The organism is Bradyrhizobium sp. Crot121, from assembly GCF_059512385.1.
In genome coordinates this window covers 157950-183481 of record NZ_JCAMOR010000004.1, presented here as the reverse complement: position 1 = coordinate 183481, position 25532 = coordinate 157950, and the positions used below count along the sequence as shown (strand labels likewise).

The window sequence follows — 25532 nt, the reverse complement described above, 5'->3', positions numbered from 1 at the left end:
GAATGCTTCGGTTGAACCTGTGGTCCTACCCCCGTGCTTTTTGTTGCACGGGACCCACGGGTGCAACCAGCACCCGGCTTTCCCTGCGCTCTCTGATATCGAGGAGGGTGGAAAGTGAAGCAAAGCTCGGGCACGACATGCCGCGAGAATGTAGACTCACATCCTCTCTGCTGTTTGACAATTGAATCGGAAGATATGCACGTCTCGATGCGTATGCGGCTCTATCTCCTCACCCTGAGCAGACCGCGTAGCGGTCGTCTCGAAGGGCGAGGCCACCGGCGGGGCCTCATCCTTCGAGACGCTTGCTGCGCAAGCTCCTCAGGATGAGGGTCCAACAGCGAGCGCGGGTTGAACCGTGGGCACGGGACCGCACGCCTTTGCCCACCCCGCGTTGCTACGCAATCACCAGATCGCAATACGCATAACCATCGCGCTCCACCCGTTCGCCGGCGCTGACTGCGATCCGGTGCGAGAACATCGGGCCGGCCACCACACACGTATGAAACTCGCCATTCTCGCCGCATGGATCGACACCATCGGGGAGATCGGCGAGAAGCTGCGCATCGAACCGGCGGCCGGCGAATTCGGCAGGCACCCGTTTCAGGTCAACGGTCGCAAGATAGGCTTCCAGCCCGCTTGCGATCATGACTTGCGCCAGTGCCGGCGTCGGCCGCTGCCACAGCGGGAAGATCGGCGTGATGCCGGTGCCAACCAGCTTCTGCTCGCGGTAGGCCCGGATATCGGCGAGGAAGAGATCGCCGAAGATCATGTGGGTGATGCCCTCAGCGACGGCCTGCGCGACCGCTTCACCCATGCGCGCCTCATAGACGTCGTTGGGACAAGGGTATGGGATCGGCACGATTCGCTGCGGCAGCCCCGCCGCCTCGCATTGCGCGCACAAGATCTGCTGCCGCACGCCGTGGATCGCGACGCGCTCCAAGGTCTCGGTGACGGTCGTCAGCGCGCCAACGACCTCCAACTCACCCGTCTGCATCACTTCATGCAATGCGAACGCGCTGTCCTTGCCGCTGGACCAGGAGATCAGCGCCTTCTGCCGCGGCATCAGTCGAACAGCCCTCGCGGCTGAGCCGATTGCGCCGGCGGTGCGCGCCTGCGCTGCTTCTGTGGCGGCGGTGCTGCCGCCGACGGCGCTGCCGGCAATGCGCCGATCCGGCGCAGCGCCGCTTCCGCGGCCCGCTCGCCGCTCTCCCAGGCGCCGTCGACCGTGCCCCACAAGGTGTCATGCGTGGCCTCGCCGGCGAAATACATGCAGCCGACCGGATCGATTAGCGCTCTCCGTGCGGCCTGCCCGCCGGGCGCGGCCACTGACATCGCGCCCAGTATATAGGGCGAAGCGTTCCAGCGCGTGGCGCTCGACTTCTTGATGCCGGCCACCGCATCGCTGCCGAACAGCTTCTTCAGCCATTCCGTCGCGAATGCGATCATAGCCTGCTCACCCTCTGCCGACAGATCGCGGCCGAACGAGCCCGCGACGTCGATCGTGCACAAGGATGAACCGCCGACATTGGCGTAGAGCAGCGCGGTACGCGTCGAGTTGCTCTGCTCGATCAGGACATCATCGTGCGCAAGCCCGAGCGGATTGCCTGACATCTGCAGCGCGATGCGGTCGTAGCTGCCGAGGCTGAGCTTTGCGACCGCATCGACCACGCGCCTCGGAAGTTCGGAATCGAACTTGAGCTTGCCGGCCGCGAGCACATTCGTCGACACCGTGATGATGGCCGCGCGCGCGAGGATCTTGCCCGACGGCGTGTTCACCTCGACGTCGCGGTTGCTGTAGGAGATGCGGGTGGCGGGCGTCGACAATGCCACCGGCAACTGCGCGCCGAGCTTCGCGATCAGCGTGCCGAGCCCCTGCCGACAGGCGACTGCATTGTCGCGATCCTGCGCCCGCGCCTTGTCGACGACCGAGATCTCCTTGAGGTCCTTGCCGGTGAAACTGGCGCCGAGCACGAACTCCGCCGTGCCGGCCCAATCGCCAAGCTCCTTCGGCAAGACCGAGGCGCAGGATACGTCGCTTCGGCGCGCGGCATCGTCGATCGCGCGATTGGCGCGCACCAGTGCGGCCAGGAATTCCTCGGTCTCGCCGGGACGCGCATTGCGGCGGCCGATGCGGATCTTCTCGCCCGACGGCGCGGGCAGCAGCTCGAGCCCCGCGGTCCGTGCGAGGCGGAGCATCGGATTGGCCTCCGGATTGTGCACCCAGCGCGCGCCGCGATCGAACGGAACTTCGAAGGTCGAGCTGTCGGTCTGGCAACGGCCGCCGATCTGGCTTGAGGCTTCCAGCACGATCACCTTGCGGCCCGCCGCCAATACGCGCCGCGCCGCAGCAATGCCGGCGGCGCCCGCGCCGATGACCACGATGTCAGCATCGCGCGCCGGCGGCGCGGCTCCAGCGCAGCCGGCAGAAAGCGAAGTAACGGCAATGCCCGCGGACGCCGACAGGAAGTTGCGGCGGGTGATTGTCATATCATGGTTTCCGCAGGCTTGAAGCAAATGGGAACAGCCCGCGAACCTTGCCGCATCTCATGCGGCGCAGCAACCATCATGGTGAATCAATCATGATTGATCGGCTGCGTCGATGAACTAAATTGCAACCGCTCGCGACCATGATAAGGAACCAAAAAGCGGAAGGGCAAGCCGCGCAGGGGGAAGCATATGGGCGTCATGCTCGACACGATCGGCCAGGTGATCGCGGGCTACCTGCAGAAGGAGATCCCGGGCTACGAGCCGTTCACGCCGAGCGATCCGGAGCATCTGCGCGGCGTGATCCAGCCTGGCGATGTCCTGCTGGTCGAAGGCAACAACCGCATTTCCGGCATCATCAAATACCTCACGCAATCGACTTGGTCGCACGCCGCGCTCTATGTCGGTCCGGTCGACGGCGCCTGCGAGCCTGACGGCGAGCCGCATGTGCTGATCGAGGCCAATATCGGCGAGGGCGTGACGGCTGCGCCGCTGTCGAAATATTTCCCCTATCATACCCGCCTCTGCCGCCCGGTCGGCCTCTCCTACGAGGACCGCGAGACGGTGTGCCGCTACGCCATCAACCGGATCGGCTTCGGCTATGACACCAAGAACATCGTCGACCTTGCGCGCTATCTGTTCCCGCTGCCGGTGCCGCAGCGCTGGCGGCGGCGGATGATCGCCTTCGGCTCCGGCGATCCCACCAAGATCATCTGCTCGGCGCTGATCGCGCAGGCCTTCGATGCCGTGCGCTACCCGATCCTGCCCAAGATCACCCGCACCTCGAGCCGCAAGGCGCGGCGCGAGATCCTGCACATCCGCGATTCCTCGCTCTACATGCCGCGCGACTTCGATATCTCGCCCTATTTCGAAGTCGTCAAACCCACCATCGTGCACGGCTTCGACTACACTGCCCTGCACTGGGCCGACAAGCAGAAGCCGCTCGAGGAGGTGGCGGGCGAATTCAGTGTGTTTCACGAAAAGTCGCCGCGGCTTGTTCCTGAAACGATTGACCAGGAAACGCCGCTTCCGGCTGCGCCTGAGGATACGGAAGTGAAGACGCCGGAGCTCGCGGCCTAGCTTAGAAGCGCGCCGCCAGCGTCAGGCGGACCGCGAGCGGTTCGGCCGGGTGGATGTGGCGATCGGCGACGCCATCGATCGGCTCGCCCGGCAGGCGCGACAGATAATAGTATTCGATCTGGTTGGTGTTGGCATTGAAGAGATTGAGCACGTCGAGCTGCAGCCGCATGCCATTGTCGAACTGATAGCCGGCCCGGGCGTTGAAGATCAGCGAGGATTGCGAGCGCACGCTGTCATCCTCGATCAGCGGACGCGGCCCGAAATAGCGCGCGGTCAGGGCGCCAAACCAGCCGGTCTCGCGGCCGAACGTCACGGCGCCGCTGGCGATCCAGGCCGGCGCGCCCGGAATGAAGTCGCCGACAGGATCGAAATCGGTGAAGCGCGCACGGGTATAGGCGAGATCGACGTCGATGCGCATCCACGGCAACGGCCTGTACTGATTGGTCCACTCGATGCCGATGCGCCGACTCGGACGGCTCGGCTCGGTGGTGCCGGCATCGCCGACGAACAGGAGTTCGGAATCGAAGTCGAGCACGAACACCGCGAGCGAGCTGGTCAGGCGTTCGATCGCCTTGGTACGGATACCGACCTCGGCGCCCTTGGAGCGGACCAGCAGCGGCACGCGGTCGAGCGGCGTCACCTTGTCGGTGGGATCGACGGTGATCGTCGCGCCGCGGATGTCGTTCGAATGCAGGCCATAACCGGCATTGCCGTAGAATTCGGTCTTGTACCACGGGCCCAGCACGATGCCGGCCTTCGGGCTGGTCATAGCCGCCTGCGCATTGCCCGAATTTTGCGGCGTGTCGCTGAAGACATGACCCGCAAAGAAATCCTCGCGGATGCCGACCGTGGTGCGCAGCCAGTCGGTCCAGCGCGCGGTGGTGTCGGCCCACAAGCCGACATTTCCTTCCTGCACACGGTCCTGGCGCACCGTCGAGAGCGCCTCGCGCTGGAAGGTCTTGAACAGGCCGACCTCGATATCGTCGCCGCGGGTCTGCAGGCCGACACGGGTCCGGGTCTCGATGCTGGCGACGCGCGCATCGAAGGCATGGGAGGCATTGAAGCCATAGACGGTGCGGCGATCGAGCTGGCTGAACTGATCGCCATTGATGGGATCGTCGAGGAAATAGGTGAAGTTGTTGAACAGTCGCAGCGACGAACGGATCACATAGGCATTCGCGAGAGTCTGGCCGTAGTCACTCGACTGCGCCCAATTGCCGGACAGGCTGAAGCGGCTCGAGGTGCCGCCGTCGGTCGGATCGAGCGAGCCGAAACGGTTGATCAAACCCTGGTCGATCGCGCGCTGCGCCACCTGGTCGGTCGACGTCCAGCCGTTGGAATAGGCCATCGCCGACAGCGTAAACCCATCGGTCGCGGTGCCCTGGCTGTAGCGCAGCACGCCGCTCGCCTTGCGCACATCGTCCGGCACGTCCCACGGACCGTCATATTTGTTGGCCACGATCGCGCCGAGCAGCGTGCCCTCGCCGACCGCCGTGGAGCCCGCCGCCAGCGCGCGCTGATAGCCGAAACTGCCGAAGGTCACCTGGGCGATGCTCTTGGGCAGCCGGTTGACATAATCGATGCCGACGCTGCCGGCGGAGGAGAAGTCTCCAGTGTCCGCATAGTACGGGCCCTTGCGGACGTTGACGGAGCTGATCAGTTCCGGGATCAGGAAATTGACGTCGGCATAGCCCTGGCCGTGGCCATGGGTCGGCATGTTGACGGGCATGCCGTCGACCTTGATCGCAAGATCGGTGCCGTGGTCGAGATTGAAGCCGCGCAGGAAATACTGGTTGGCTTTGCCCTCGCCGGAATGCTGGGTGACAATCAAGCCGGGCACCACTTCCAGGACCTCGCCGACGCGCGACACCGGCAACGCATTCACCTCCTCGCCGCTGATGCGCATCTCGCTCGCGGCGGTCGGCAGCAGATTAGCCGCACCCACTTGTCCCGAACCGAGGGCGATGCTGCCTGCCGCCGATGCGGGCTGAGCCGATTGGACTGTGTGAGGGTTTCGCCCGCTGCGCGGACGGTGCGACTGTTCGGCCCGCTTGATCCGCTTTGGTGGCGTCGTCTGCGGCGACGTCACCGTGACCGCAGGAAGTTGATTGCCGGGCTGGCTGGCAGCCGTTTGTGCCTGCGCCGGCGACGTGAGAACAACAAGGGAGGCGGCGGCAAAAACCCACCCGACAAGTTTACGCAATGCCCATGCCCCCGCATGGCAACCTGCTACAATCCGACAGGCAACCAGTTCGACTTCAACCCAGCCCGGCGAGGCTACCAAAGCTCAGTATGACGTTACAACAAGAATATCATACTGACGCACCCGCGGCGCCAATCGGAAATACCTGATGCAACGGATCACCATCACCATCGAGGACGATCTGCTCGACGAGATCGACGCCGCGGCAAAAACGCGCGGCTACCAGAACCGCTCGGAGATCATCCGCGATCTCGCCCGCGCGGGATTGCAGCAGAGCGCGGAGGACGCGGCGCCGTCAGGGCAATGCGTGGCCGCGCTGGTGTATGTCTACGACCACGCCGCACGCGACCTTTCAAAGCGGCTGGTGCAGAACTTCCATGGTCACCACGACCTCTCGCTGGCGACGCTGCACGTCCATCTCGACGACGATAGCTGCATGGAAGTGACCGCGCTGAAAGGCGCCGCCGGCGACGTCCGCCATCTCGCCGACCACGTCATCGCCGAACGCGGCGTGCGCTATGGCCGGGTCGTGATGATCCCGACCGCACCGGACAAGAAGCCGCGCAAGCATGGGCACCGGCACGATTGAAGGCGGCGGTCCGGCTCTTGCCGAAGCCGTCGGTCATATCTAACTGTCGCAGGGGCTTTTTGGAGATAGACCCACGATGTTAGATGCCGCCGTCAAGGCGCTCACGCAAATCCTGTCGCCGCCGATGCGCTCGATCCTGTGGCGCTCGGTCGGCGTGGCGCTGGTATTGGTGACGGTGCTCGCAATCGGATTGCAGCGGCTGTTGAGCTGGTTTGCCGACTATGGCGAGGTCTGGGCCGAAGGCCTGCTCGGCCCCAACTTCCACTCCACGCTCCACGTGCTTTCCTGGATCGTATCGATCGCCGCCGGCCTCGGCGTGGTGCTCGGCGGCATCTTCCTGATGCCTGCGATCACCTCGCTGGTGGCGAGCCTGTTCGTCGACGAGGTTGCCGACCATGTCGAGCGCGAACATTATCCGGCCGAACAGCCCGGCGTCGCGCTGCCGTTCAACCTCGCCATGACCGAGGGCATCAAGACCGCGCTGCTGACGATACTGGTCTACCTGATCGCGCTGCCCTTCGTGCTGTTCGCCGGCGCCGGCTTCCTGATTTTCTTCTTCGCCACCGCCTGGCTCTTGGGCCGCGAATATTTCGAGCTTGCGGCGATGCGGTTCCGGCCGCCGGCTGAGGCCAAGGCGATGCGCCGCGACAATGCGGCAACCATATTCACCGCCGGCCTGATCATTGCCGCCTTCGTGTCGATTCCGATCGTCAACCTGGCGACGCCGCTGTTCGGCATGGCCTTCATGGTCCACATGCACAAGCGCCTGTCAGGCCCGAGGCCGGAATTGCTCGAGCCGCGGCGGCAGGGAATATCGATGCGCTAGCAGTCGACGATCAGGCCCCCGACATTCCGCACTTGCGCATCACCATCTTGGCAAAGCCGAACGGCTCCGGCGTAAACGGACCCGGCGGCGCGCGGGTAATCAGGGCGACGAAGAACAGCGCAGTCATCGCCAGCCAGAAGCACAGCCAGAAACCGTCGATATAAGCGAGCACGTTGGCCTCGCGCTGCACCAGCGCCGCCAGCGTCCCCACCGCCCGCGCCTGGGCGAGGCCGACGCCGTGTGCCGCGAATTCGTCGGCGAGCTGCTTGAGCATGCGCACGACATTGACATCGCCATTGGCGACGTGTTGCCCGATATAGTTGGAGTGGATCTGCTCGCGGACGCGCAGCCAGGTGCCCATCAGCGCCACGCCGATCTCGGCGCCGCCAAGCCGCATGATCTGGATATAGGCGGCGAACGCCGTGGCGCGGCTCGGGTCGGAATTGGCCAGCGCCATGATGATGATCGGCAATAGCGTCAGCGACTGCCCGATCGATTGCAGGAGAACGATGCCGGCAAAATCCCCCCGCGCCCAATCGTGGGTCAATTGCGTGCCCCAGAGATTGGCGGCCGCGAAGGCCGAAAATCCCAGAACAACCACCGTGCGCGGATCGAAATGCCTGAGCAGATAGATCGAGATCGGCACCAGCACGAACATCGGCAGCGCACCGTAGGTCAAGAGCAAAACGCCGCTCTGCTCCGGCCGCATCAGCGCGATCGTGCCGAGGAAGTTCGGCACCAGCGATGAATTGGACAGACTGGTGAGGGTGTAGAGCAGGATGACGACCAGCGAGAGCCCGACGTTGCGCGAGAACAGCACGTTCACATGCGCCCAAGGCTGCCGCACCATTGTCTCATTGATCACGAAGACGACGAACAGCGCCGCGCCGCCAAGCAACAGTGCCATCACCGTGCCAGATTCGAGCCAGTCGAGCCGATTGCCCTGATCGAGACCGGCATAGATCATCGACACCGAGCTGCCGAGCAGGAGCATGCCACCCCAATCCGCATCGCGAAGCAGATCCTTGTTGACGGGTTCGCTGGGCGTGCCGAGATAGACCATCAAGGCCATCAGCGGCGCGATGACGACGCCCTGCCAGTACACCCACTGCCAGCCGAGATGATCGACATAGAAGCCGACCAGCGAGGTCGAGGTATCCAGTGCGAAGCCAACCCGGATCGCGTAGATCGATATCGCCGGAATCCACCAGCGGATCGGTAGATTCCGGAACACGATCATCAGCGTCGCCGGCACGAAGGTGCCGAGCAACAGGCCATGCACGATGCTGAGCCCGATCAGCGTCGGGTAATGGTCGACGAATGGGATGACCAGCGACACCCCGGCATAGGCGAGGCTCGGGATGCCCAACACGCGGCGCAAGCCGAACACGGTGGCGAGCCAGGCGACCGCCGGCGCGATGAAGATTTGCGAGCCGATTCCTGCGGTCGAAATCCAGGCGCCCTCGTCGAAACCGAGCGAGAATGCGCCGCGCAGGTCCGGCAGGCCAACCGTGGTCAGCCGGCTGTCGACATTGGCGAGGAACGCGCCGAGCAGCACCGCGGCCACCGCAAACAGCGGCTGCCGCGCGATGCCGCCCTGCGAGACCGGTCCACGGCCGGCGTCGTCATTTGCCGCCATTCGTCCCCGCATCGGCAGTGTTGATGCTGGTGATCACCGACATGCCAGGCAACAGGCGCGAGAGCAGCGGCTGATTTTCGTCGAACCGGATACGGACCGGGATGCGCTGCACGACCTTGGTGAAATTGCCGGTGGCGTTATCCGGCGGCAATAGCGCGAATTGCGAACCGCTGGCCGGCGCAATGCGCTCGACGCGACCGCGCAATCTCTCACGCGGGAAACTGTCGACAGTGATCTCGACGGGTTGGCCCGGCCGCACCCGTGTGAGCTGGGTTTCCTTGTAGTTGGCGATCACATAGACATTTGGCAGCGGCACGACATTGATCAGGTTGGTGCCGATATTGACGTAGTCGCCCGGCTGCACCTGCCGCTCCCCGACGACGCCGTCGAACGGCGCCACGATTTTGGTGTAGCCGAGCTTGAGCTTCGCAGCGGCGAGCTGCGCCTTGGCAGCATCGAGATCGGCGGCGCGCTGCTTCTTGGTGCCCTGCAACACCTCGAGCTGATGGCGCTGCGCGGCAACCACGGCGCGGCTCGCGCGCACATCGGCCTGCGCCTTTGCATAGGCGGCGGTCGCCTGTTCGAGCCTCTGCCGCGTGCCTGCGTCGGTTTGCGACAGCGATTGCTGGCGCTCCTGCTCCTGGCGCGCCTCGACCTCCAGCGCCGCCGCGGAGACTTGCGCGGCCTCGGCCTGCGCGATCGTCGCGTATTGCAGTTCGACCTGATTGTTCAGATTGTCGAGCGCGGCCTGCGCGGCGGCGACGCCGGCTTCGGCCTGCGCAACCTGGGCCTCGTAATCGGCGGGATCGATCTGCACCAGGAGGTCTCCAGCCTTGACGTGCTGGAAATCCTTCACCGCCACCGTCAACACCTCGCCGGAGACGCGGCTGCTCAAGCGCGTCAGCTCGGCGCGGACATAGGCGTCGTTGGTGGTCTGGATCGTGGCTGCGCCGACCCATTCGTCCCAGCGCAACGTGGCGAGCGCAATGAAGGCGAAGGCGGCAAGCACGGCAAATACGGGAATGGCCAGCCGCGCCAACGTGCTCGACGGCGCGGCGGATGGCTTCGGCGGCGGAGCCGTAGGCGCCGGAGCCGGTGACGGCGCAATCCTGTTCAGGGGTGCCGGGGTGATTTGGTTTTGCTCACTCAAGGTACATTCCCCAGGTCATCCTTCTCACGCAACTACCGAGACAGCGACCGGCCGAGGGCGGCCATCATCGCTCAGACCGTCTTTTCCGGCCACCGGCAAAGATCGTTGATCAGGCATACCTCGCAGCGCGGTTTCCGCGCGAGACAGGTGTAGCGGCCGTGCAGGATAAGCCAGTGATGTGCATGCAGCATGAACTCGGCGGGAATCACTTTCTCCAGTCCGAGCTCGACTTCGAGCGGCGTCTTGCCCGGCGCAAGCCCGGTGCGGTTGGCGACGCGGAACACGTGGGTATCGACCGCCAACGTATGTTCGCCATAGGCCATGTTGAGCACAACATTGGCGGTCTTGCGGCCAGCGCCGGGCAGCGACTCGATCTCGGCGCGGGTGCGCGGCACCTGGCCACCAAAATCCGAGATCAGCTTCTCGGATAGCGCGATGACGTTCTTGGCCTTGGTGCGATAGAGACCGATGGTCCTGATATAGTCGCGCAGCTTCTCCCCACCGAGCGCGAGCATTTTCTGCGGCGTGTCGGCGACGGCAAACAGCGCCCGCGTCGCCTTGTTGACGCCGGCATCGGTCGCCTGCGCCGACAGCACGACGGCAACCAGCAGCGTATACGGATTGAGATGCTCAAGCTCCCCCTTCGGCTCCGGGTTGGCCTTGCGGAACCGTTCGAACGCTTCGCGCACTTCGGCCGGAGTCCAGGGCTTCTGGGCTTTAAGGGATTTCTTTGCCGCGCGAGCGGGTGGCCTCGCCACCGGCTTCTTTGCCGATTTTTTCGGCGACGATCGAACGGTGGGTTTCCTGGCGCGTTGAGCGCGGATGATTTTGGCCATGATCGGCCATATACTGGTGCGTCATGACTGCTAGCAACGACTTTGACCCCACGCTTGAACCAGAGCTGTTCTCGGCGCTGCTGACGCCGCACCGCTCGCTCAATCGTACCGGCTTCATCGTGCTGATGAGCATCGTCAGCGCGGTCAGTTTTGCGGCCGGCGCCGTATTCTGGTGGATGGGCGCCTGGCCGGTGTTCGGCTTCTTCGGCCTCGACGTGCTCGTCATCTACTGGGCCTTCCGCGTCAATTTCCGCACCGCCCAGGCCTGCGAGGAAATCACAGTGACGCCATCGGAATTGCGGGTGCGCCGGGTCAACCATCACGGGCATATCGCGGAATGGGTGCTCAATCCGCTCTGGGTGCAGTTCGAGCAGCAGGTCGACGCCGAGTTCGGCATCGAGCGGCTCTATCTGGTTTCCAGGGGACGCCGGGTCGACATCGGCAGCTTCCTGGGTCCAGACGAAAAAGCTAGTTTTGCCAAAGCCTTAATTGCCGCGCTGAACGCCGCCAAGCGCGGGCCGATCTACAATCCAATCCATTGAGGGTTGTCGGAAAACGGGTGGCTGAACCGCCGCATGCGCCCTAAATCAGCACCCATGATGACACTCGCCATCCACGATCAGCGTTTGGCCAAGTCGGGCCTCCAGAGTGCCGCGCAGCGCGACTACGATTCGGTACGGCGCGCGATCGCCTTCATCTCCGAGCGTTGGCGCGCGCAGCCGACCATCGAGGCGGTGGCGGACGCCGCCGGTGTGACGCCGGACGAGTTGCATCACCTGTTCCGCCGCTGGGCCGGGCTCACGCCAAAGGCGTTCATGCAGGCGCTCACCCTCGATCATGCCAAGAACCTGCTCCGCGATTCCGCGAGTGTGCTCGATGCCGCGCTCGATTCAGGACTGTCAGGCCCCGGCCGGTTGCACGATCTCTTCGTCACCCATGAAGCGATGTCGCCGGGCGAATGGAAGATTGGCGGCGCCGGCATGACGCTGCACTACGGCTTCCACCCCTCGCCATTCGGAACCGCGATCGTGATCGCCACCAGCCGCGGTCTGGCCGGTCTCGCCTTCGCCGATCCCGGCGACGAAGCAACCGCATTTGCCGACCTGCGCCGGCGCTGGCCGAACGCGACCTATGTGGAGGACGCCGAAGGCACCGCTCCGATTGCACAGCGTGTCTTCGACACGAAACTCTGGCGGCCAGACCAGCCGCTGCGCGTGGTCCTGATCGGCACCGATTTCGAGGTGCGGGTGTGGGAGACGTTGCTGAGGATCCCGATGGGGCGCGCAGTGTCGTATTCCGACATCGCCTGCAAGATCAACAGCCCGAAGGCCTCGCGCGCCGTCGGCGCCGCAGTCGGCCGCAACCCCGTGTCGTTCGTGGTGCCCTGCCATCGCGCGCTCGGCAAAAGCGGCGCGCTGACCGGCTATCATTGGGGCATCACCCGCAAGCAGGCGATGCTCGGCTGGGAAGCCGGGCAGTTGGGATTGCAGTAGTGGAGTAGCTCGCAGGATAGGCAGAGCGCAGCGAAACCCATCGCACGATCAGCGATCCAACCGCTTCCAGAACACCGCCGTGTCGCAGAGCGCGCCGTCAGGAAACAGCGCGTAGTTCGGGATGATCCCGCTCTCGGTCCAGCCGGCGCGCTTGTAGAGGCGATAGCCGTTCTCGCCCGGCACGGTGTCGAGCACGAGCAGCCAGCGGCCGCGCCTGATGGCTTCGACTTCGATCTGCGCCATTAGAGCTGCGCCGATGCCGCGCCCACGGACGGAACGGTGTACCAACATCTTTTTCAGGTCGGCGCGGTGCGGCTGGTTGGGCGGCGTGTCGAGACCCAACTGGACCGTGCCGACGATCTTGCCATCGAGCTTTGCTGCAAGCAGGATAGTCTCGCCTGACGCGACCGCGTCCGCGACCTTACGAAAGTACGCAAGCCCGTCGGCTTGCGAGAACGGCGCCATGAAGCTGACACTGGCGCCGCCCGTCGACACAATCGACGAGGACCGATGCGAGTTGCTCGAGGGCTGCGTCCGGTACGGGCGCGTCGAGAACGGATATCTCGACGCTGCCGCTCACGCCGCCAGGTCGAGTTTGGAGGCGACGGTGGAGTCGGCGTTGAGGCGGTAGATGATTGGTGCGCCGGTCGCCAGCTCGCGCTTCACGATCTGCTCGGGCGACAGTTTCTCCAGCACCATGATCAGCGCGCGTAGCGAATTGCCGTGGGCGGCGACCAGCGTGCGCTCGCCGCGCAGCACGCAGGGCAGGATTTCCTGCACGTAATAGGGCAGCGCGCGCGCCAGCGTATCCTTCAGGCTTTCGCCGCCGGGCGGCGACACGTCGTAGGAGCGGCGCCAGATCAGGACCTGCTCTTCGCCCCACTTCTTGCGGGCGTCGTCCTTGTTGAGACCGGAGAGATCGCCGTAATCGCGTTCATTGAGCGCGACGTCCTTGAGCGTCTTCAATCCGGTCTGGCCGATTTCGGCGAGTGCCAGATCCAGCGTATGCTGCGCGCGCTTCAACACCGAAGTAAAGGCGATATCGAACGACAGTCCCTGCGCCTTCAACTTGCGCCCGGCCTCTTTTGCTTCAGCGATGCCCTGCTCGGTAAGACCGGGGTCCTTCCAACCGGTGAAGAGATTCTTCAGATTCCATTCACTCTGGCCATGGCGCACCAGCACGAGAAGACGATCGCTCATTCCAAATTCCGTTCTTGTTTGAGCATTATCATATCGGAAAACCGGTCCCGCTTTTCCGGATCATGCGTTAGACGTCGGACAGCCCCAGCACATCCATCATGGAGTATAGCCCGGGCTCCTTGCCATGTGCCCATAGCGCCGCCTTGATCGCGCCATGCGCAAAGATCATGCGGTCCTCGGCAAGGTGCGACAGCGTGATGCGCTCATGCGGTCCGGCGAAGATCACGCTGTGGTCGCCGGGCACCGTGCCGCCGCGGAGCGACGCAAAGCCGATATCGCCGGTGCGGCGCGCCCCGGTGTGGCCGTCGCGGCCGCGCACCGAGTGCTTCTCGAGCGCAACACCGCGGCCGGCGGCGGCGGCTTCGCCGAGCAGGAGAGCGGTGCCGGAGGGCGCGTCAACCTTGGCCTTGTGGTGCATCTCGACGATCTCGATGTCGAAGGCGTTGTCGAGCGATTTCGCGACCTGCTTGACGACGGCCGCCAGGATGTTGACGCCGAGGCTCATATTGCCTGATTTCACCACCACGGCGCGGTTGGTGACGCTTCGGATCACCGCGTCGTCGGACGCTGACAGCCCGGTGGTGCCGATGACATGGACGAGTCCACGCTGGACCGCGATCGCGACATTGGCGATCGTTGCCGCCGGCACGGTGAAATCCAGGATGCCGTCGGCATTGGCCGAGAGCGACCAAAGATCAGCCGATAATTTGACGCCGTTGGCCGGCAGGCCCGCGAGCACGCCGGCGTCCTCCCCGAGAAGGTCGGAGCCGGGCGCTTCCAGCGCACCGGTCAGAACCGCGCCCGGGGTCTCCGAGATGGCGCGCGTCAAGGCACGGCCCATCCGGCCGCCGGCCCCCGCAACGATCAAGCGCATATCGGCCATGGCTTATCCCTCACCACGCCCTATAGCGGGCGCAGGCCATTCCGGCAACCGAGTCTCTTGCGAGACGTTCCCATAGGCAAGCAAAAGCTGGAAACGAGGCGGGCAGAACGATAGTCCGATCTGGCCCGCCGGCGGGATCGCCGAGGCCGCCGTCCCGCGTGGCTACAGCCCTAGTTCCAACTGCTTTTCCAAGACGACCTGGCCGTCGCGTTCGACAGTATAGGTTGCCTTGTAGGTGCCGCGGCCCCAGCCGTTCGGCGGGCGCTTCTTTCCCGCAAACAACATGTACTGCGCCTTGTTGCTCTGAAGCGGCGCGGCTCGATTTTCGGCCAGAACTTGTCCCTGCGGGTCCTTGATCACCAGCCCCTGGGTGTCTCCCGCTTTCAGCCCGATGGCACGAACGAAGACAACAAGCGCGGGGGAATCGGCGGATACGGATTGCCCCTCCGCACTTGCTTCCTCGATGAGTTCCATGGTCGGCGGACCATTCATGAAGCCGGCGTTCAGCACCGCTCGTTCCTGATACGCAAGCCTGGCGCGGAGCGCGGGCTGCCAGAGCGATTCACCGCTGCCGCATGAGCCGGGAACGGCACCATAAGCGAAGGGATCGACGACGGCTCCTTTGTACCTCACAGTGAAATGCAGATGAGGATATTCGGTCAGACCCGACAGACCGATACGGCCGAGCCGCTGCCCGCGGGCGACGTCGTCGCCGGGCTTCACCGCCAGGCTGCCATTGGCCATATGGCAGTATTGGGTTTCCCAGCCACCGGGATGTTCGATAAGGACGCCGTTGCCGCACTCGACATCGCGCACGGCCTCGCGAGCTGGCTTGCCGGTGGCGTCGGGCACGCCGTCGCGCATGCGAAGAACGCGGCCGCTTGCGGAAGCGAGCACGTCCACGCCGGATCTTTGCGCCGCGAGCGAGGGTATGCGGAAGTCCGTCCCGTTATGTGCGTCGTAGGTGAGCGTGCCGCATTTATAATCGCGGCTCGATTGCGACGGATCGTCGTCAACATAGTTCTGTATGTAGCAGGTCCGGCCAATCTCGCAGCCGACGGGCATTCCAAGCTCGATGTTCTCCGCGCGCGCGGAGCCGGCAAAGCCGACTGCGGTCGCGATCGCTGCGACGGACCGTATGAAGCTCGTGGATATGGTGGACGGCGTCGCAATCATCTGGCCGAAGCCTATCAGCTATCCAGCGCAGGGATCATTTCCTGTCGACTGTTATTCGGACAACGCGTGGCTCGTCACCTTCTTGCGAAGAAGGCCGGCTCAGGACTGGGGCGCGTCGTAGCCTTCGATGATGATGAGATCGGCGATCGAATGCGGCTGGCGGACCTTGATGTTGGCCTGGTATTCTGGCGAGCGATAGCAAGTCAGCGCCGTTTCGTAGTCGGGAAACTCGATCACGACGTTGCGGGAACGGCTCTGGCCTTCGACTGCGGTGAACTTGCCGCCGCGCACGACAAACTTGCCACCGAATTTCTGAAAGATGGCCGCGTTGGCCGCGATGTATGGCTTGTAGCCTTCCTCGTTGTGAACGTCGACGCGTCCGATCCAATATCCCTTGGCCATCCCTTTTTCTCCTTTGTTACTATCCGAGCGCCTGCGCGATCTCAGCCTGGACGGCTTCTGCGGCGGCTTTGGGGTCGGCGCCTTCCAGGATCGGCCGTCCGACCACCAGATAGTCAGCGCCGGCGGCGATTGCACGTGACGGCGTCATGATGCGCTTCTGATCGCCGCTCGCGGAACCGGTCGGGCGGATGCCTGGTGTCACCAGCTTCATCTGGTGCCCGACGATCTTGCGCAGCGAGGCCGCCTCCTCCGGCGAACTCACGAGCCCATCGACGCCGAGCACCTGCGCCTGCTGCGCGCGCGCCTCGACGAGATCGGCAACGTTGAAGCGATAGCCGGCGGCGTGGAGATCATTGTCGTCATAGGACGTCAGCACCGTGACCGCGAGAATCCTGAGGTTCGATCCCGCGCGTGCTTCGACGGCGGCCTTCATGGTCTGCGGATAGGCGTGCACGGTGAGGAAGGTCGCGCCAAGCGTCGCGATGCTCTCGACGCCGCGCGCCACCGTGTTGCCGATGTCATGCAGCTTGAGATCGACGAAGACCTTCTTGCCGGCGCTTGCGAGCGCGCGCGCCAGCGGCAGGCCGCCGGCATAAGCGAGCTGATAGCCGATCTTGTAGAAATTCACGCTGTCGCCGAGTTTGTCGATCATCGCTTCCGCTACGATGACGCTGGGCAAATCGAGGGCCACGATCAATCGGTCCTTCGGCGCGATATCGGCTGGCTGCATGTCACCTCACATCATGCGTTGAGAAAGGTCGATCAATTGCCGCACCATGGCCTGCATCGCCTCGATATCGGCGGGATGCCTTAAGCGATCCATATCGTCATAGGCATGTTCGGCAAATGACAGCGCGAGCTGGTTCGGGATCACGGGGGCCTGGCAGGCCGACAGGATGAGGCGGAGCGCCGCCAATGCGCGGCTGCCGCCGAGCCGGCCACCGGAGGCGGCAGCGATGGCGAAGACACGATCGCGAAACACCTGGCCGCGGGTCTCATGGGCATCCTGCACGCGGCTCACCCAATCGATGGTGTTCTTGACCAGCGGCGGCACCGAGGAATTATATTCCGGCGTCACGATCAGGACGCCATGATGCGCGCCGATCATGCGCTTGAGATTGATCGCGTTCTTCGGCACGCCGGATTTTGCCTGCAGGTCACCGTCGTAGATCGGCAGCGGAAAATCGGCCAAAGAGATGCGGCTGACCTCGGCGCCCGCCTGCGCGAATTCATGCGCTGCAACGGCCGCGAGCTTCGCGTTGAGCGAGCCTGATCGCAGCGACCCCGGGATCACAAGTATTTTCAGCGCAGACATTATTTTTGAATCGCGTTCGGCAGACCCGCCGCGCGACGCGCGGGTGTCACCGCCCTTTGCGATACACCCAGACCCGGGCGGGCGGAAGGTTCATCCAGATCCGCTCGGAAGCTTCTGTGGACACGCCCGGCAGCGATTTCGGGATCGGCGGGACGACCGAATAGGTGAATTGGACGAAGGGAGCGCCCGGCGCCAGGGCCGCGAAGGCGTCGCGGATCAATCTCAGGCGCGTGATCATCGGTTTGGTGACCAGCGGCAGGCCGGAGACCATCGCTGCGGCCGGCGCGGGTAAAGCGTCCCAGAGCGATTCCCGAAGCCTGTAGGCGTCGCCCTGCACCACCTTGGCCTGCGGATAGCGCTCGCGCAGCAGCGCGCAGAAGCCGGGATTGTATTCGACCAGCACGAGCCGCTTCTGATCGACGCCATGTTCGATCAGCGCGTTGGTGATCGCACCGGTCCCGGGACCAAGTTCGACGACGGGACCTTCCGATCTGACATCGACATATTGCGCCATCGTGCGCGCGAGCAACCGGCCTGACGGCATCACCGCGCCAACATGCAGCGGTTTTTCGATCCATGACCGGAGGAAGCGGACCTCGTCGTCGAGACGGGGCTTCTTCAACGGACGCACGGACGATTGCAGGGGCATGTCGCTACCAGGCGGGACCGCGCGAGCGGCTGTCAGAAAACAGTCATAAAGAGGTATAGGTCGAAGCCGTTATGGTCAAGCAGATCGCCCGCGCATCTGTTCCGCCGAACCGCAACGCAGTTCGGCGATAACGCTATGCACCAATTTGGATTTCGGCACTGTTACGCCCATCGCTTCCGCGACCACGCTAGGTACCCGTCCGAGTGCCGAAGAAGTCCTTGACCTTGGAGAAGAAACCTACCGCTTCCGGTTGCGTCGCGCCGGAGGAGAGCTTTTCGAACTCCGTCAGCAATTCCTGCTGCTTCTTGGTCAGATTCTGGGGCGTTTCGACCACGACCTGGACATACATGTCGCCGGTCTGGCGCGAGCGCAGCACCGGCATGCCCTTTGATGCAATGCGGAATCGGCGGCCGGATTGCGTTCCGGCCGGTACCTTCACCTTGGTCTTGCCCTTGTCGATGGTCGGCACATCGAACTCGCCACCCAGGGCCGCGGTGACCATCGAGATCGGCACGCGGCAGTGCAGGTCGGCGCCATCGCGCTGGAAGAACGCGTGCTGGGTCAGCGACAGGAAGATGTAGAGGTCGCCGGACGGGCCGCCGCGGACGCCGGCTTCGCCCTCGCCCGCGAGGCGAATGCGGGTGCCATCCTCGACGCCCTGGGGAATATTGACCGACAGCGTGCGCTCGCGTGTGACCCGACCGGAGCCGGAGCAAGACGGACAGGCGTCTTCGATCATCTGGCCGCGGCCCTGGCAGCCGGGGCAGGTGCGCTCCAGCGTGAAGAAGCCCTGGGCCTGGCGGATGCGGCCGGCGCCGCCGCACATCGAGCAGGTCTTCGGCTTGGTGCCGGCCTTGGCGCCGGTGCCGGAGCAGGATTCGCAGGTGACGGAGACAGGAATTTCGATCTGCGCGGTCTTGCCGAGATACGCCTCCTCGAGCGTGATCTCCATGTTGTAGCGAAGATCGGCGCCGCGCTCGCGGCCACCGCTACGCCGCTGCCCGGCCATGCCGAACAGGTCTTCGAAAATATCGGAGAAAGAAGAGGCAAAACCAGCGCCGAAGCCTGGACCGCCACCGCCCATGCCCTGCTCGAACGCGGCATGGCCGTAGCGGTCATAAGCGGCGCGCTTATCGTTGTCCTTCAGGACCTCGTAGGCTTCGTTGATTTCCTTGAACCTGACCTCGCTCGTGGCATCGCCGGGATTGCGGTCCGGATGCCATTTCATCGCGAGCTTACGGAAAGCCGATTTCAGCTTGGTTTCGTCCGCGTTCCGCTCGACCTCGAGGGTCTCGTAATAGCAGCGCTTGGTAGACATCAGTCAAACCCGCCCGAATTCATCCTCATGCCGGACCATGCGTTCGGCAAGATGCAGTGTCCGGCTTAACGAAAAATGACCCCCATCCATGGAGACGCTCGGCGCGCTCTTGGCATGGGGGTCATCATCCTACGCCCGCGTCTTAAGCAGACTTCTTGTTCTTGTCGTCGTCGACCTCGGTGAACTCCGCGTCGACGACATCATCCTTCGCAGCGTCCTTGGCGGCATCGCTTTCGGCCTGCTGTTTGTACATGGCTTCGCCGAGCTTCATCGAAGCCTGCGCCAGCGCGTTGGTCTTGGCCTTGATCGCTTCGGCATCATTGCCCTTCAAGGCTTCCTTCAGGTCGCTGACGGCGTCCTCGATGGCGCGGCGCTCGGTCTCGGCGACCTTCGAGCCATGCTCGGCCAGCGCCTTCTCGGTGGAATGCACCAGCGCGTCCGCATGATTCTTGGCGTCGACGGCCTCACGCCGCTTCTTGTCCTCGGCCGCGTTGGCCTCGGCGTCCTTGACCATCTTCTCGATGTCGGTTTCGGAGAGGCCGCCGGATGCCTGGATCCGGATCTGCTGCTCCTTGCCGGTCGCCTTGTCCTTGGCCGAGACGTTGACGATGCCGTTGGCGTCGATGTCGAAGGTCACCTCGATCTGCGGCATGCCGCGCGGGGCCGGCGGAATGCCCATCAGGTCGAACTGGCCGAGCATCTTGTTGTCGGCCGCCATTTCACGCTCGCCCTGGAAGACGCGGATGGTGACCGCGTTCTGGTTATCCTCAGCGGTCGAGAACACCTGGCTCTTCTTGGTCGGGATCGTGGTGTTGCGGTCGATGATGCGGGTGAACACGCCGCCCAGCGTCTCGATGCCGAGCGACAGCGGGGTCACGTCGAGCAGCAGGACGTCCTTGACGTCGCCCTGCAGCACGCCGGCCTGGATCGCAGCACCGATGGCGACGACCTCATCCGGGTTGACGCCCTTGTGCGGCTCCTTGCCGAACAACTGCTTCACCACTTCCTGAACCTTCGGCATGCGGGTCATGCCGCCGACCAGCACCACCTCGCCGACTTCGGCGGCGGTGAGGCCGGCATCCTTCAGCGCCTTGCGGCAGGGCTCAATGGTCTTCTGGATGAGTTCGTCAACCAGTGCCTCGAACTTGGCGCGGGTCAGCTTCATCGTCAGATGCTTCGGCCCGGTCTGGTCGGCCGTGATGAAGGGCAGGTTGATCTCGGTCTGCGTCGTCGACGACAATTCGATCTTGGCCTTCTCAGCGGCTTCCTTCAGGCGCTGCAAGGCAAGCTTGTCATTGCGCAGGTTGATGCCCTGCTCCTTCTGGAATTCGTCGGCGAGATAGCTGACGAGCCGCATGTCGAAATCTTCGCCGCCGAGGAAGGTGTCGCCGTTGGTCGACTTCACCTCGAACACGCCGTCGCCGATTTCCAGGATCGAGATATCGAAGGTGCCGCCGCCGAGGTCGTACACCGCGATGGTGCCGGACTTGGTCTTGTCGAGACCGTAAGCAAGCGCGGCCGCGGTCGGCTCGTTGATGATGCGCAGCACTTCAAGGCCCGCAATCTTGCCGGCGTCCTTGGTGGCCTGGCGTTGCGCGTCGTTGAAGTAGGCGGGAACCGTGATGACGGCCTGATCGACCTTCTGGCCGAGATGCGCTTCCGCGGTCTCCTTCATCTTCTGCAGGATGAAGGCGGAGACCTGGGAGGGCGAATAGGTCTTGCCGTCGGCCTCGACCCAGGCGTCGCCGTTCGATGCCTTGACGATCTTGTAGGGGACAAGCTTCTTGTCCTTCTCGACCATCGGGTCGTCGTAGCGGCGGCCGATGAGGCGCTTCACCGCAAAGAATGTCCGTTCAGGATTGGTCACCGCCTGGCGCTTGGCCGGCTGACCGACGAGGCGCTCGCCATCATCGGTGAGGGCGACGATCGACGGCGTCGTCCGCATGCCCTCGGAATTCTCGATGACCTTCGCGTTCTTGCCATCCATTACGGCAACGCACGAATTCGTGGTGCCGAGGTCGATCCCTATGACCTTTCCCATGATTCTGATTTCCTTCTTTCTAAGGCAGGTTGGCTGGGCCCTGACGGCGCACCGAACCGAACCCCCACACGTTCAAATGCTCGCGATATTGCGACGATGAGCCTCATATAGGAGGGGGGGTAAGGCCTGCAAGGACTGGACGCAACCTTGAGGTCTGAAAAGACTGACGTTTGAAAGATTGTGTCAGTCCGGCCCGGGACCTGTCTGGTCCTGTTTTGGTCCCAGGCTTGGTCTTGGGGCCCACATTAACGAATGCGCAAGAAAGCTGCGACATTGCACCCTGTGCCATCAGGCTGCATGGAGCCGCCCGCCCCTGTCGTCGGGCCATCAAAACCGCTAAAAGCGGGCCAACTGAACGAGGCCCGACAGCTTGCGGCCCGCACCGGCCGCCCATTGAACGGCTTCAATGCCAAACCCGGTAGATCCTTGACATGAACCCCATTCGCCTCCTCGCCGCGGTCACCCTGTTCGTTGCCGCCGCATTTCCCGCCTTTGCCGCGGACGTGGTCTTTCCGCCGGGCGCCCGGGTCGGGATGAAGCCGCTGGTGGGGCTCAATCGCGCGAAAACCTTCACCGGCTTCGAGACCGAGGACCAGGGCGTCAAGGTGCTGGTCACCGACCTGCCGGCGGAGGCCTATGGCGAGGTCGCCAACGCCTTCAAGGCGAACCCGGGCGGCACCGGCGGGATCAAGCCGGAGAGCATCGAGACCGCTGCCGGCCTTGCCTATTACACGGTCGAGAATGCCAAGGATGGCGCCGGCACCGTGCGGCGCTATTCGATGATCCTGCCCGGCCCGACCTTCTCCGGCTACATCGCCATGCAGGTCCCGGAGAATGCCGCCAGGATCTATACCGACGATGCCGTCCGCCAGATGTTTTCGACCGCCGCGATCCGGGATCAGGTTCCAGTCGACGAGCAGCTCGGGCTGATGCCGTTCAAGATGACCGAACTGGCGAACTTCAAGAACGTCCGCACGCTGGCACCCGGCGCCGCGCTGATCGTCGCCGATGGCGACGAGAAGAGCGGGTTCGAGGTGGCGCCCTTCATGATCATCGGCATCATCGGCTCGACCGCCGCCTCTCCCGATGATCGCGGCCGTTTTGCCCAGCAGATCGCGACCACGATTCCCGGCGTGCGCGACGGACGGATCACGATGTCGGAGCCGATCCGCATCGATGGCCAGCCCGGCTACGAGACACGGATCGATGCGGTGAGCGGCAAGGACAATACGCCGGTGACCATCGTACAATGGCTGCGGTTCGGTGCGCAGACCTCGCTGCGCATCATCGGCTCCTCGCCGCGCGATCAATGGTCGGCCGCATTCCCGCGCTTCCGCAGCGTGCGCGACGGAATTCAGCCGCGATAACATCTATCTCTGCCGGCCTTTGTCGAGGCCGGCATTAACAGCATTCCGTCAGCCGATGCGTTGAGCAGATTCAGTTCTGCTGTGCGGCGGAAGCCGGCGCGGTTTTTGCGCCGCCCTTGGAGACACCGACCAGCGCCGGACGCAGCACGCGATCGCCGATCGTGTAGCCGGCCTGGACCACCTGCACCACTGTGCCCGAGGGCACGGAGGGATCGGGAACCTCGTACATCGCCTGCTGAAAGTTCGGATCGAACTTCTCGCCGGTGGGATCGAACTTCTTGACGCCGTTCTTCTCCAGCGTGGCGTGCAGCGAACGCTCGGTCAATTCGACACCCTCGATCAGGGCCTTCAGCCCGGGGTCGGCGGCCGCCTTGGCCTCCGCCGGGACGGCGTCGAGGGCACGCTGCAGATTGTCGGCGATATCGAGGATGTCGCGGGCAAAGCCGGTGATGCCATAAGCGCGCGCATCCGCGATCTCGCGGCTGGTGCGCTTGCGCAGATTTTCCATCTCGGCCAGCGTGCGCAACGTCCGATCGCGCGCTTCATTGAGCTCCTTGGTCAAGGCTTCCGCCGATCCCTGTTCGGGATCGTCGGGCATGACGTAGGGCTTCGAGACCACGGGCTCGCCGGTCTGCGCCGGGTTCTCGGCGTTGTCGTTTGGCCGGTTCGGATCGGTCATGGCTTGCCTTTTCGAAAAATCACGTCTGATCAACAGTTAAGGGATTGGCTGGCCCGGATATCGTGCTTTGGGCCATGAAAATCAAGCGCAACCGGCCCCGTTTCGGGGTTAGAGCGTTTTCGAGCGAAGCATGCCCTCGGACCTGATCCGAGGGTGGACACCGGTTCGCGTGAAGAAAACGCGTCAAAACAAGAATCTAGAGCTCCGGTTCTGATTCCGTCAGAACCGGAAATGCTCTAGCCGCCGAGGATCCTGCTGACGAGGCGCGCGGCATAGTCCACGGTCGGGATCACCCGCGCATAATTCAGCCGGGTTGGCCCGATCACGCCGAGCACGCCCACGATACGGCCAGCGCCGTCGCTATAGGGCGCAACGATGGTCGAGGACCCCGAGAGCGAGAACAATTTGTTCTCCGACCCGATGAAGATCCGCACGCCATCGGCGCTTTCCGCACGCCCCAGAAGGTCGATCACGCCGCGCTTGGTCTCGAGATCATCGAACAGCGACTTGATGCGCTCGAGATCCTCGAGCGCATGCAAATCCTCCAGGAGATTGGCGTGCCCGCGCACGATGAGCTGCCGGTCTTCATTGTCGCCGCCCGACCAGCTCGCAAGCCCTGCAGAGATCACCTTCTGCGTCAATTGATCGAGCTCGGCGCGACTTTGTCCCAGCGCGGTCTCGAGTTCGAGCCGCGCTTCGGCGAGCGTACGGCCGAGGATGCGTGCATTGAGGAAGTTGGTGGCCTCGATCAGTGCCGAGGATGGAACACCCGGCGGCAAGCTCAGCACCCGGTTCTCGACCTGCCCGTCTTCGCCGACCAGCACCACCAGCGCACGTTCCGGCTCCAGCCGCACGAACTCGATATGCTTCAGCCGCGCATTGGATTTGGGCGTCAGCACCACGGCGGCGGCGCGGGTGAGGCCGGATAGCCGGATCAAGGCCTCATCGAGCGCTGCCTCGACCGACTGCGCGCGGCCGACAGTAGCCAATTGGCTCTGGATCGATTGCCGTTCCGCCTCCGTGAGATGGCCGACCTGCATCAGCGCATCGACGAAAAAGCGCAGGCCCAATTCGGTCGGCAGTCGGCCGGCGGAGGTATGCGGCGCGTAGATCAGTCCGAGCTGTTCGAGATCGGACATCACATTGCGCACCGAGGCCGGCGACAGCGGCAGCGCGATCAGGCGCGAGATGTTACGCGAGCCGACCGGCTCGCCGGTCGCCAGATAACTTTCGACGATTTGACGGAAAATGTCGCGCGAACGCTCGTTGAGCTGGGCAAGCCCGGCGTGCGGCGCGATCAAACCAACCGGTTCGTGTTGAGCCACAATAACTCCCTCACAACTGCCTCTAATTTGACCATCCACACGCCCGGTGACAAGCGTGCATTACCCGCCCGGAAGCCGGCCAAAAAGCTTGCCGCTGCGGCTGCCCGCTCCTACAAGCACCGCCAGCCATATCGCTCGAATTCCCGGAGGATTCCCATGCGGCCAAGCCGCCGTGCACCCGACGAACTGCGCCCCGTCTCATTGGAACGCGGCGTGGTCAAATATGCCGAGGGTTCCTGCATGGTGAAATTCGGCGACACCCATGTGCTGGTCACTGCGACCCTGGAAGACCGCCTGCCGCCATGGCTGAAGGGCCAGGGCCGCGGCTGGGTCACCGCCGAATACGGCATGCTGCCCCGCGCCACGCTGGAACGTACCCGGCGCGAGGCCTCCGCCGGCAAGCAGGGCGGGCGCACCATCGAGATCCAGCGCCTCATCGGCCGTTCGCTCCGCGCCACCATCGACCTGGAAGCGCTGGGCGAGCGCCAGATCACGGTCGATTGCGACGTGCTGCAGGCCGATGGCGGCACGCGCACCGCCTCGATCACCGGCGCCTGGGTCGCGCTTGCCGACTGCATCAACTGGATGAAGACCCGCAACATGCTGAAAACCAACGTGTTGCGCGACAACGTCGCGGCCATCTCCTGCGGCATCTATAATGGCACGCCGGTGCTCGACCTCGACTACGCCGAGGATTCTGAAGCCGAGACCGACGCCAATTTCGTCATGACCGGCGACGGCCGCATCATCGAGGTACAGGGCACCGCGGAAAAGACGCCGTTCTCGCAGGACGAGTTCCTGGCGCTGATGGCGCTGGCGCGCAAGGGCGTGGCGCGGCTGGTCGACTTGCAGAAAATGGCAGTGGCGTAGTCAATAG

At 64.0% G+C, this 25532-nt stretch carries 24 protein-coding genes and 1 pseudogene; 7 read left to right on the top strand and 18 right to left on the bottom strand.

Annotation, left to right across the window (positions count from 1 at the left end; genetic code table 11):
* Positions 1 to 394 precede the first annotated feature (394 nt).
* Positions 395 to 1063, bottom strand: coding sequence for a Dph6-related ATP pyrophosphatase (locus AC5ZGW_RS06895; protein ID WP_130225543.1), 669 nt, complete (start codon positions 1061 to 1063; stop codon positions 395 to 397).
* Positions 1063 to 2487, bottom strand: coding sequence for a flavin monoamine oxidase family protein (locus tag AC5ZGW_RS06890; protein WP_130225542.1), 1425 nt, complete (start codon positions 2485 to 2487; stop codon positions 1063 to 1065). The genes AC5ZGW_RS06895 and AC5ZGW_RS06890 overlap by 1 nt, the downstream gene beginning before the upstream one ends.
* 189 nt (positions 2488 to 2676) lie before the next feature.
* Here AC5ZGW_RS06890 and AC5ZGW_RS06885 point away from each other — a divergent pair, with 189 nt between their 5' ends.
* On the top strand, positions 2677 to 3564 hold the full coding sequence (locus tag AC5ZGW_RS06885) for a YiiX/YebB-like N1pC/P60 family cysteine hydrolase (protein WP_130225541.1): 888 nt from the start codon (positions 2677 to 2679) through the stop codon (positions 3562 to 3564).
* A 1-nt stretch (position 3565) separates the two neighbouring features.
* Here AC5ZGW_RS06885 and AC5ZGW_RS06880 read toward each other — a convergent pair whose 3' ends face one another.
* Entirely contained in the window at positions 3566 to 5767 is a 2202-nt protein-coding gene (locus AC5ZGW_RS06880; RefSeq protein ID WP_245474678.1) for a TonB-dependent receptor, read from the bottom strand.
* 148 nt (positions 5768 to 5915) lie between these two features.
* Between AC5ZGW_RS06880 and nikR the strand changes: the two genes are divergently transcribed.
* Positions 5916 to 6356, top strand: a complete 441-nt coding sequence (gene nikR / locus AC5ZGW_RS06875; protein WP_028164820.1) for a nickel-responsive transcriptional regulator NikR — start codon at positions 5916 to 5918, stop codon at positions 6354 to 6356.
* A 76-nt stretch (positions 6357 to 6432) separates the two neighbouring features.
* Positions 6433 to 7182 (top strand): sulfate transporter family protein, encoded by a 750-nt coding sequence (locus AC5ZGW_RS06870; protein ID WP_028164819.1) that lies wholly within the window; start codon positions 6433 to 6435, stop codon positions 7180 to 7182.
* 10 nt (positions 7183 to 7192) lie between these two features.
* Here the strand turns inward: AC5ZGW_RS06870 and AC5ZGW_RS06865 are convergent, their stop codons facing one another.
* The 3 genes from AC5ZGW_RS06865 to nth form a co-directional block, all read right to left on the bottom strand.
* A complete protein-coding gene (locus AC5ZGW_RS06865; protein WP_130225540.1) occupies positions 7193 to 8821 on the bottom strand; it encodes an MFS transporter in 1629 nt (542 codons plus the stop codon).
* A complete protein-coding gene (locus AC5ZGW_RS06860; protein WP_130225539.1) occupies positions 8808 to 9971 on the bottom strand; it encodes an HlyD family secretion protein in 1164 nt (387 codons plus the stop codon). Before AC5ZGW_RS06860 ends, AC5ZGW_RS06865 begins: the two co-directional genes overlap by 14 nt.
* Positions 9972 to 10042: 71 nt before the next feature.
* Entirely contained in the window at positions 10043 to 10807 is a 765-nt protein-coding gene (nth, locus tag AC5ZGW_RS06855; RefSeq protein WP_130225538.1) for an endonuclease III, read from the bottom strand.
* 23 nt (positions 10808 to 10830) lie between these two features.
* On the opposite strand from nth, the gene AC5ZGW_RS06850 reads away from it, so the two are divergent.
* Both AC5ZGW_RS06850 and AC5ZGW_RS06845 read left to right on the top strand, forming a co-directional pair.
* On the top strand, positions 10831 to 11349 hold the full coding sequence (locus tag AC5ZGW_RS06850) for a DUF2244 domain-containing protein (RefSeq protein WP_130225537.1): 519 nt from the start codon (positions 10831 to 10833) through the stop codon (positions 11347 to 11349).
* Between the two features lie 54 nt (positions 11350 to 11403).
* Positions 11404 to 12300: a methylated-DNA--[protein]-cysteine S-methyltransferase gene (locus AC5ZGW_RS06845; RefSeq protein WP_130225536.1), complete on the top strand. Its 897-nt coding sequence runs from the start codon at positions 11404 to 11406 to the stop codon at positions 12298 to 12300.
* Positions 12301 to 12348: 48 nt separating this feature from the next.
* On the opposite strand, the pseudogene AC5ZGW_RS06840 reads toward AC5ZGW_RS06845, so the two are convergent.
* The 10 genes and pseudogenes from AC5ZGW_RS06840 to dnaK all read right to left on the bottom strand — a co-directional run bounded on the left by AC5ZGW_RS06840 (position 12349) and on the right by dnaK (position 21284).
* Positions 12349 to 12880: pseudogene (locus AC5ZGW_RS06840) on the bottom strand (GNAT family N-acetyltransferase).
* Positions 12877 to 13500 carry a 2,3-bisphosphoglycerate-dependent phosphoglycerate mutase gene (locus AC5ZGW_RS06835; protein ID WP_130225535.1) on the bottom strand — a complete coding sequence of 208 codons (624 nt, stop codon included), beginning with the start codon at positions 13498 to 13500 and terminating at the stop codon, positions 12877 to 12879. Before AC5ZGW_RS06835 ends, AC5ZGW_RS06840 begins: the two are co-directional and overlap by 4 nt.
* Positions 13501 to 13567: 67 nt before the next feature.
* Entirely contained in the window at positions 13568 to 14383 is an 816-nt protein-coding gene (gene dapB / locus AC5ZGW_RS06830; protein ID WP_130225534.1) for a 4-hydroxy-tetrahydrodipicolinate reductase, read from the bottom strand.
* Positions 14384 to 14545: 162 nt separating this feature from the next.
* Positions 14546 to 15559, bottom strand: coding sequence for a M23 family metallopeptidase (locus AC5ZGW_RS06825; protein WP_165435186.1), 1014 nt, complete (start codon positions 15557 to 15559; stop codon positions 14546 to 14548).
* A gap of 99 nt (positions 15560 to 15658) precedes the next feature.
* Positions 15659 to 15961 carry a DUF1330 domain-containing protein gene (locus AC5ZGW_RS06820; RefSeq protein ID WP_130225533.1) on the bottom strand — a complete coding sequence of 101 codons (303 nt, stop codon included), beginning with the start codon at positions 15959 to 15961 and terminating at the stop codon, positions 15659 to 15661.
* A 19-nt stretch (positions 15962 to 15980) separates the two neighbouring features.
* Positions 15981 to 16691, bottom strand: coding sequence for an orotidine-5'-phosphate decarboxylase (gene pyrF / locus AC5ZGW_RS06815; RefSeq protein WP_130225532.1), 711 nt, complete (start codon positions 16689 to 16691; stop codon positions 15981 to 15983).
* A 6-nt stretch (positions 16692 to 16697) separates the two neighbouring features.
* Positions 16698 to 17276 carry an NADPH-dependent FMN reductase gene (locus AC5ZGW_RS06810; RefSeq protein ID WP_130225531.1) on the bottom strand — a complete coding sequence of 193 codons (579 nt, stop codon included), beginning with the start codon at positions 17274 to 17276 and terminating at the stop codon, positions 16698 to 16700.
* 46 nt (positions 17277 to 17322) lie between these two features.
* A complete protein-coding gene (locus AC5ZGW_RS06805; protein ID WP_130225530.1) occupies positions 17323 to 17925 on the bottom strand; it encodes a class I SAM-dependent methyltransferase in 603 nt (200 codons plus the stop codon).
* 187 nt (positions 17926 to 18112) lie between these two features.
* Complete coding sequence (gene dnaJ / locus AC5ZGW_RS06800; RefSeq protein WP_130225529.1) at positions 18113 to 19243, bottom strand: molecular chaperone DnaJ; 1131 nt, start codon at positions 19241 to 19243, stop codon at positions 18113 to 18115.
* Positions 19244 to 19385: 142 nt separating this feature from the next.
* A complete protein-coding gene (gene dnaK, locus AC5ZGW_RS06795) occupies positions 19386 to 21284 on the bottom strand; it encodes a molecular chaperone DnaK (protein ID WP_130225528.1) in 1899 nt (632 codons plus the stop codon).
* Between the two features lie 431 nt (positions 21285 to 21715).
* On the opposite strand from dnaK, the gene AC5ZGW_RS06790 reads away from it, so the two are divergent.
* Positions 21716 to 22651 (top strand): hypothetical protein, encoded by a 936-nt coding sequence (locus AC5ZGW_RS06790; RefSeq protein WP_130225527.1) that lies wholly within the window; start codon positions 21716 to 21718, stop codon positions 22649 to 22651.
* Between the two features lie 70 nt (positions 22652 to 22721).
* Here the strand turns inward: AC5ZGW_RS06790 and grpE are convergent, their stop codons facing one another.
* Together grpE and hrcA are read right to left on the bottom strand one after the other, a co-directional pair.
* Positions 22722 to 23330: a nucleotide exchange factor GrpE gene (gene grpE, locus AC5ZGW_RS06785; protein WP_028164802.1), complete on the bottom strand. Its 609-nt coding sequence runs from the start codon at positions 23328 to 23330 to the stop codon at positions 22722 to 22724.
* Between the two features lie 236 nt (positions 23331 to 23566).
* Positions 23567 to 24655, bottom strand: coding sequence for a heat-inducible transcriptional repressor HrcA (gene hrcA / locus AC5ZGW_RS06780; protein ID WP_028164801.1), 1089 nt, complete (start codon positions 24653 to 24655; stop codon positions 23567 to 23569).
* A gap of 156 nt (positions 24656 to 24811) precedes the next feature.
* Between hrcA and rph the strand changes: the two genes are divergently transcribed.
* Complete coding sequence (rph, locus tag AC5ZGW_RS06775; protein ID WP_028164800.1) at positions 24812 to 25525, top strand: ribonuclease PH; 714 nt, start codon at positions 24812 to 24814, stop codon at positions 25523 to 25525.
* Positions 25526 to 25532 lie beyond the last annotated feature (7 nt).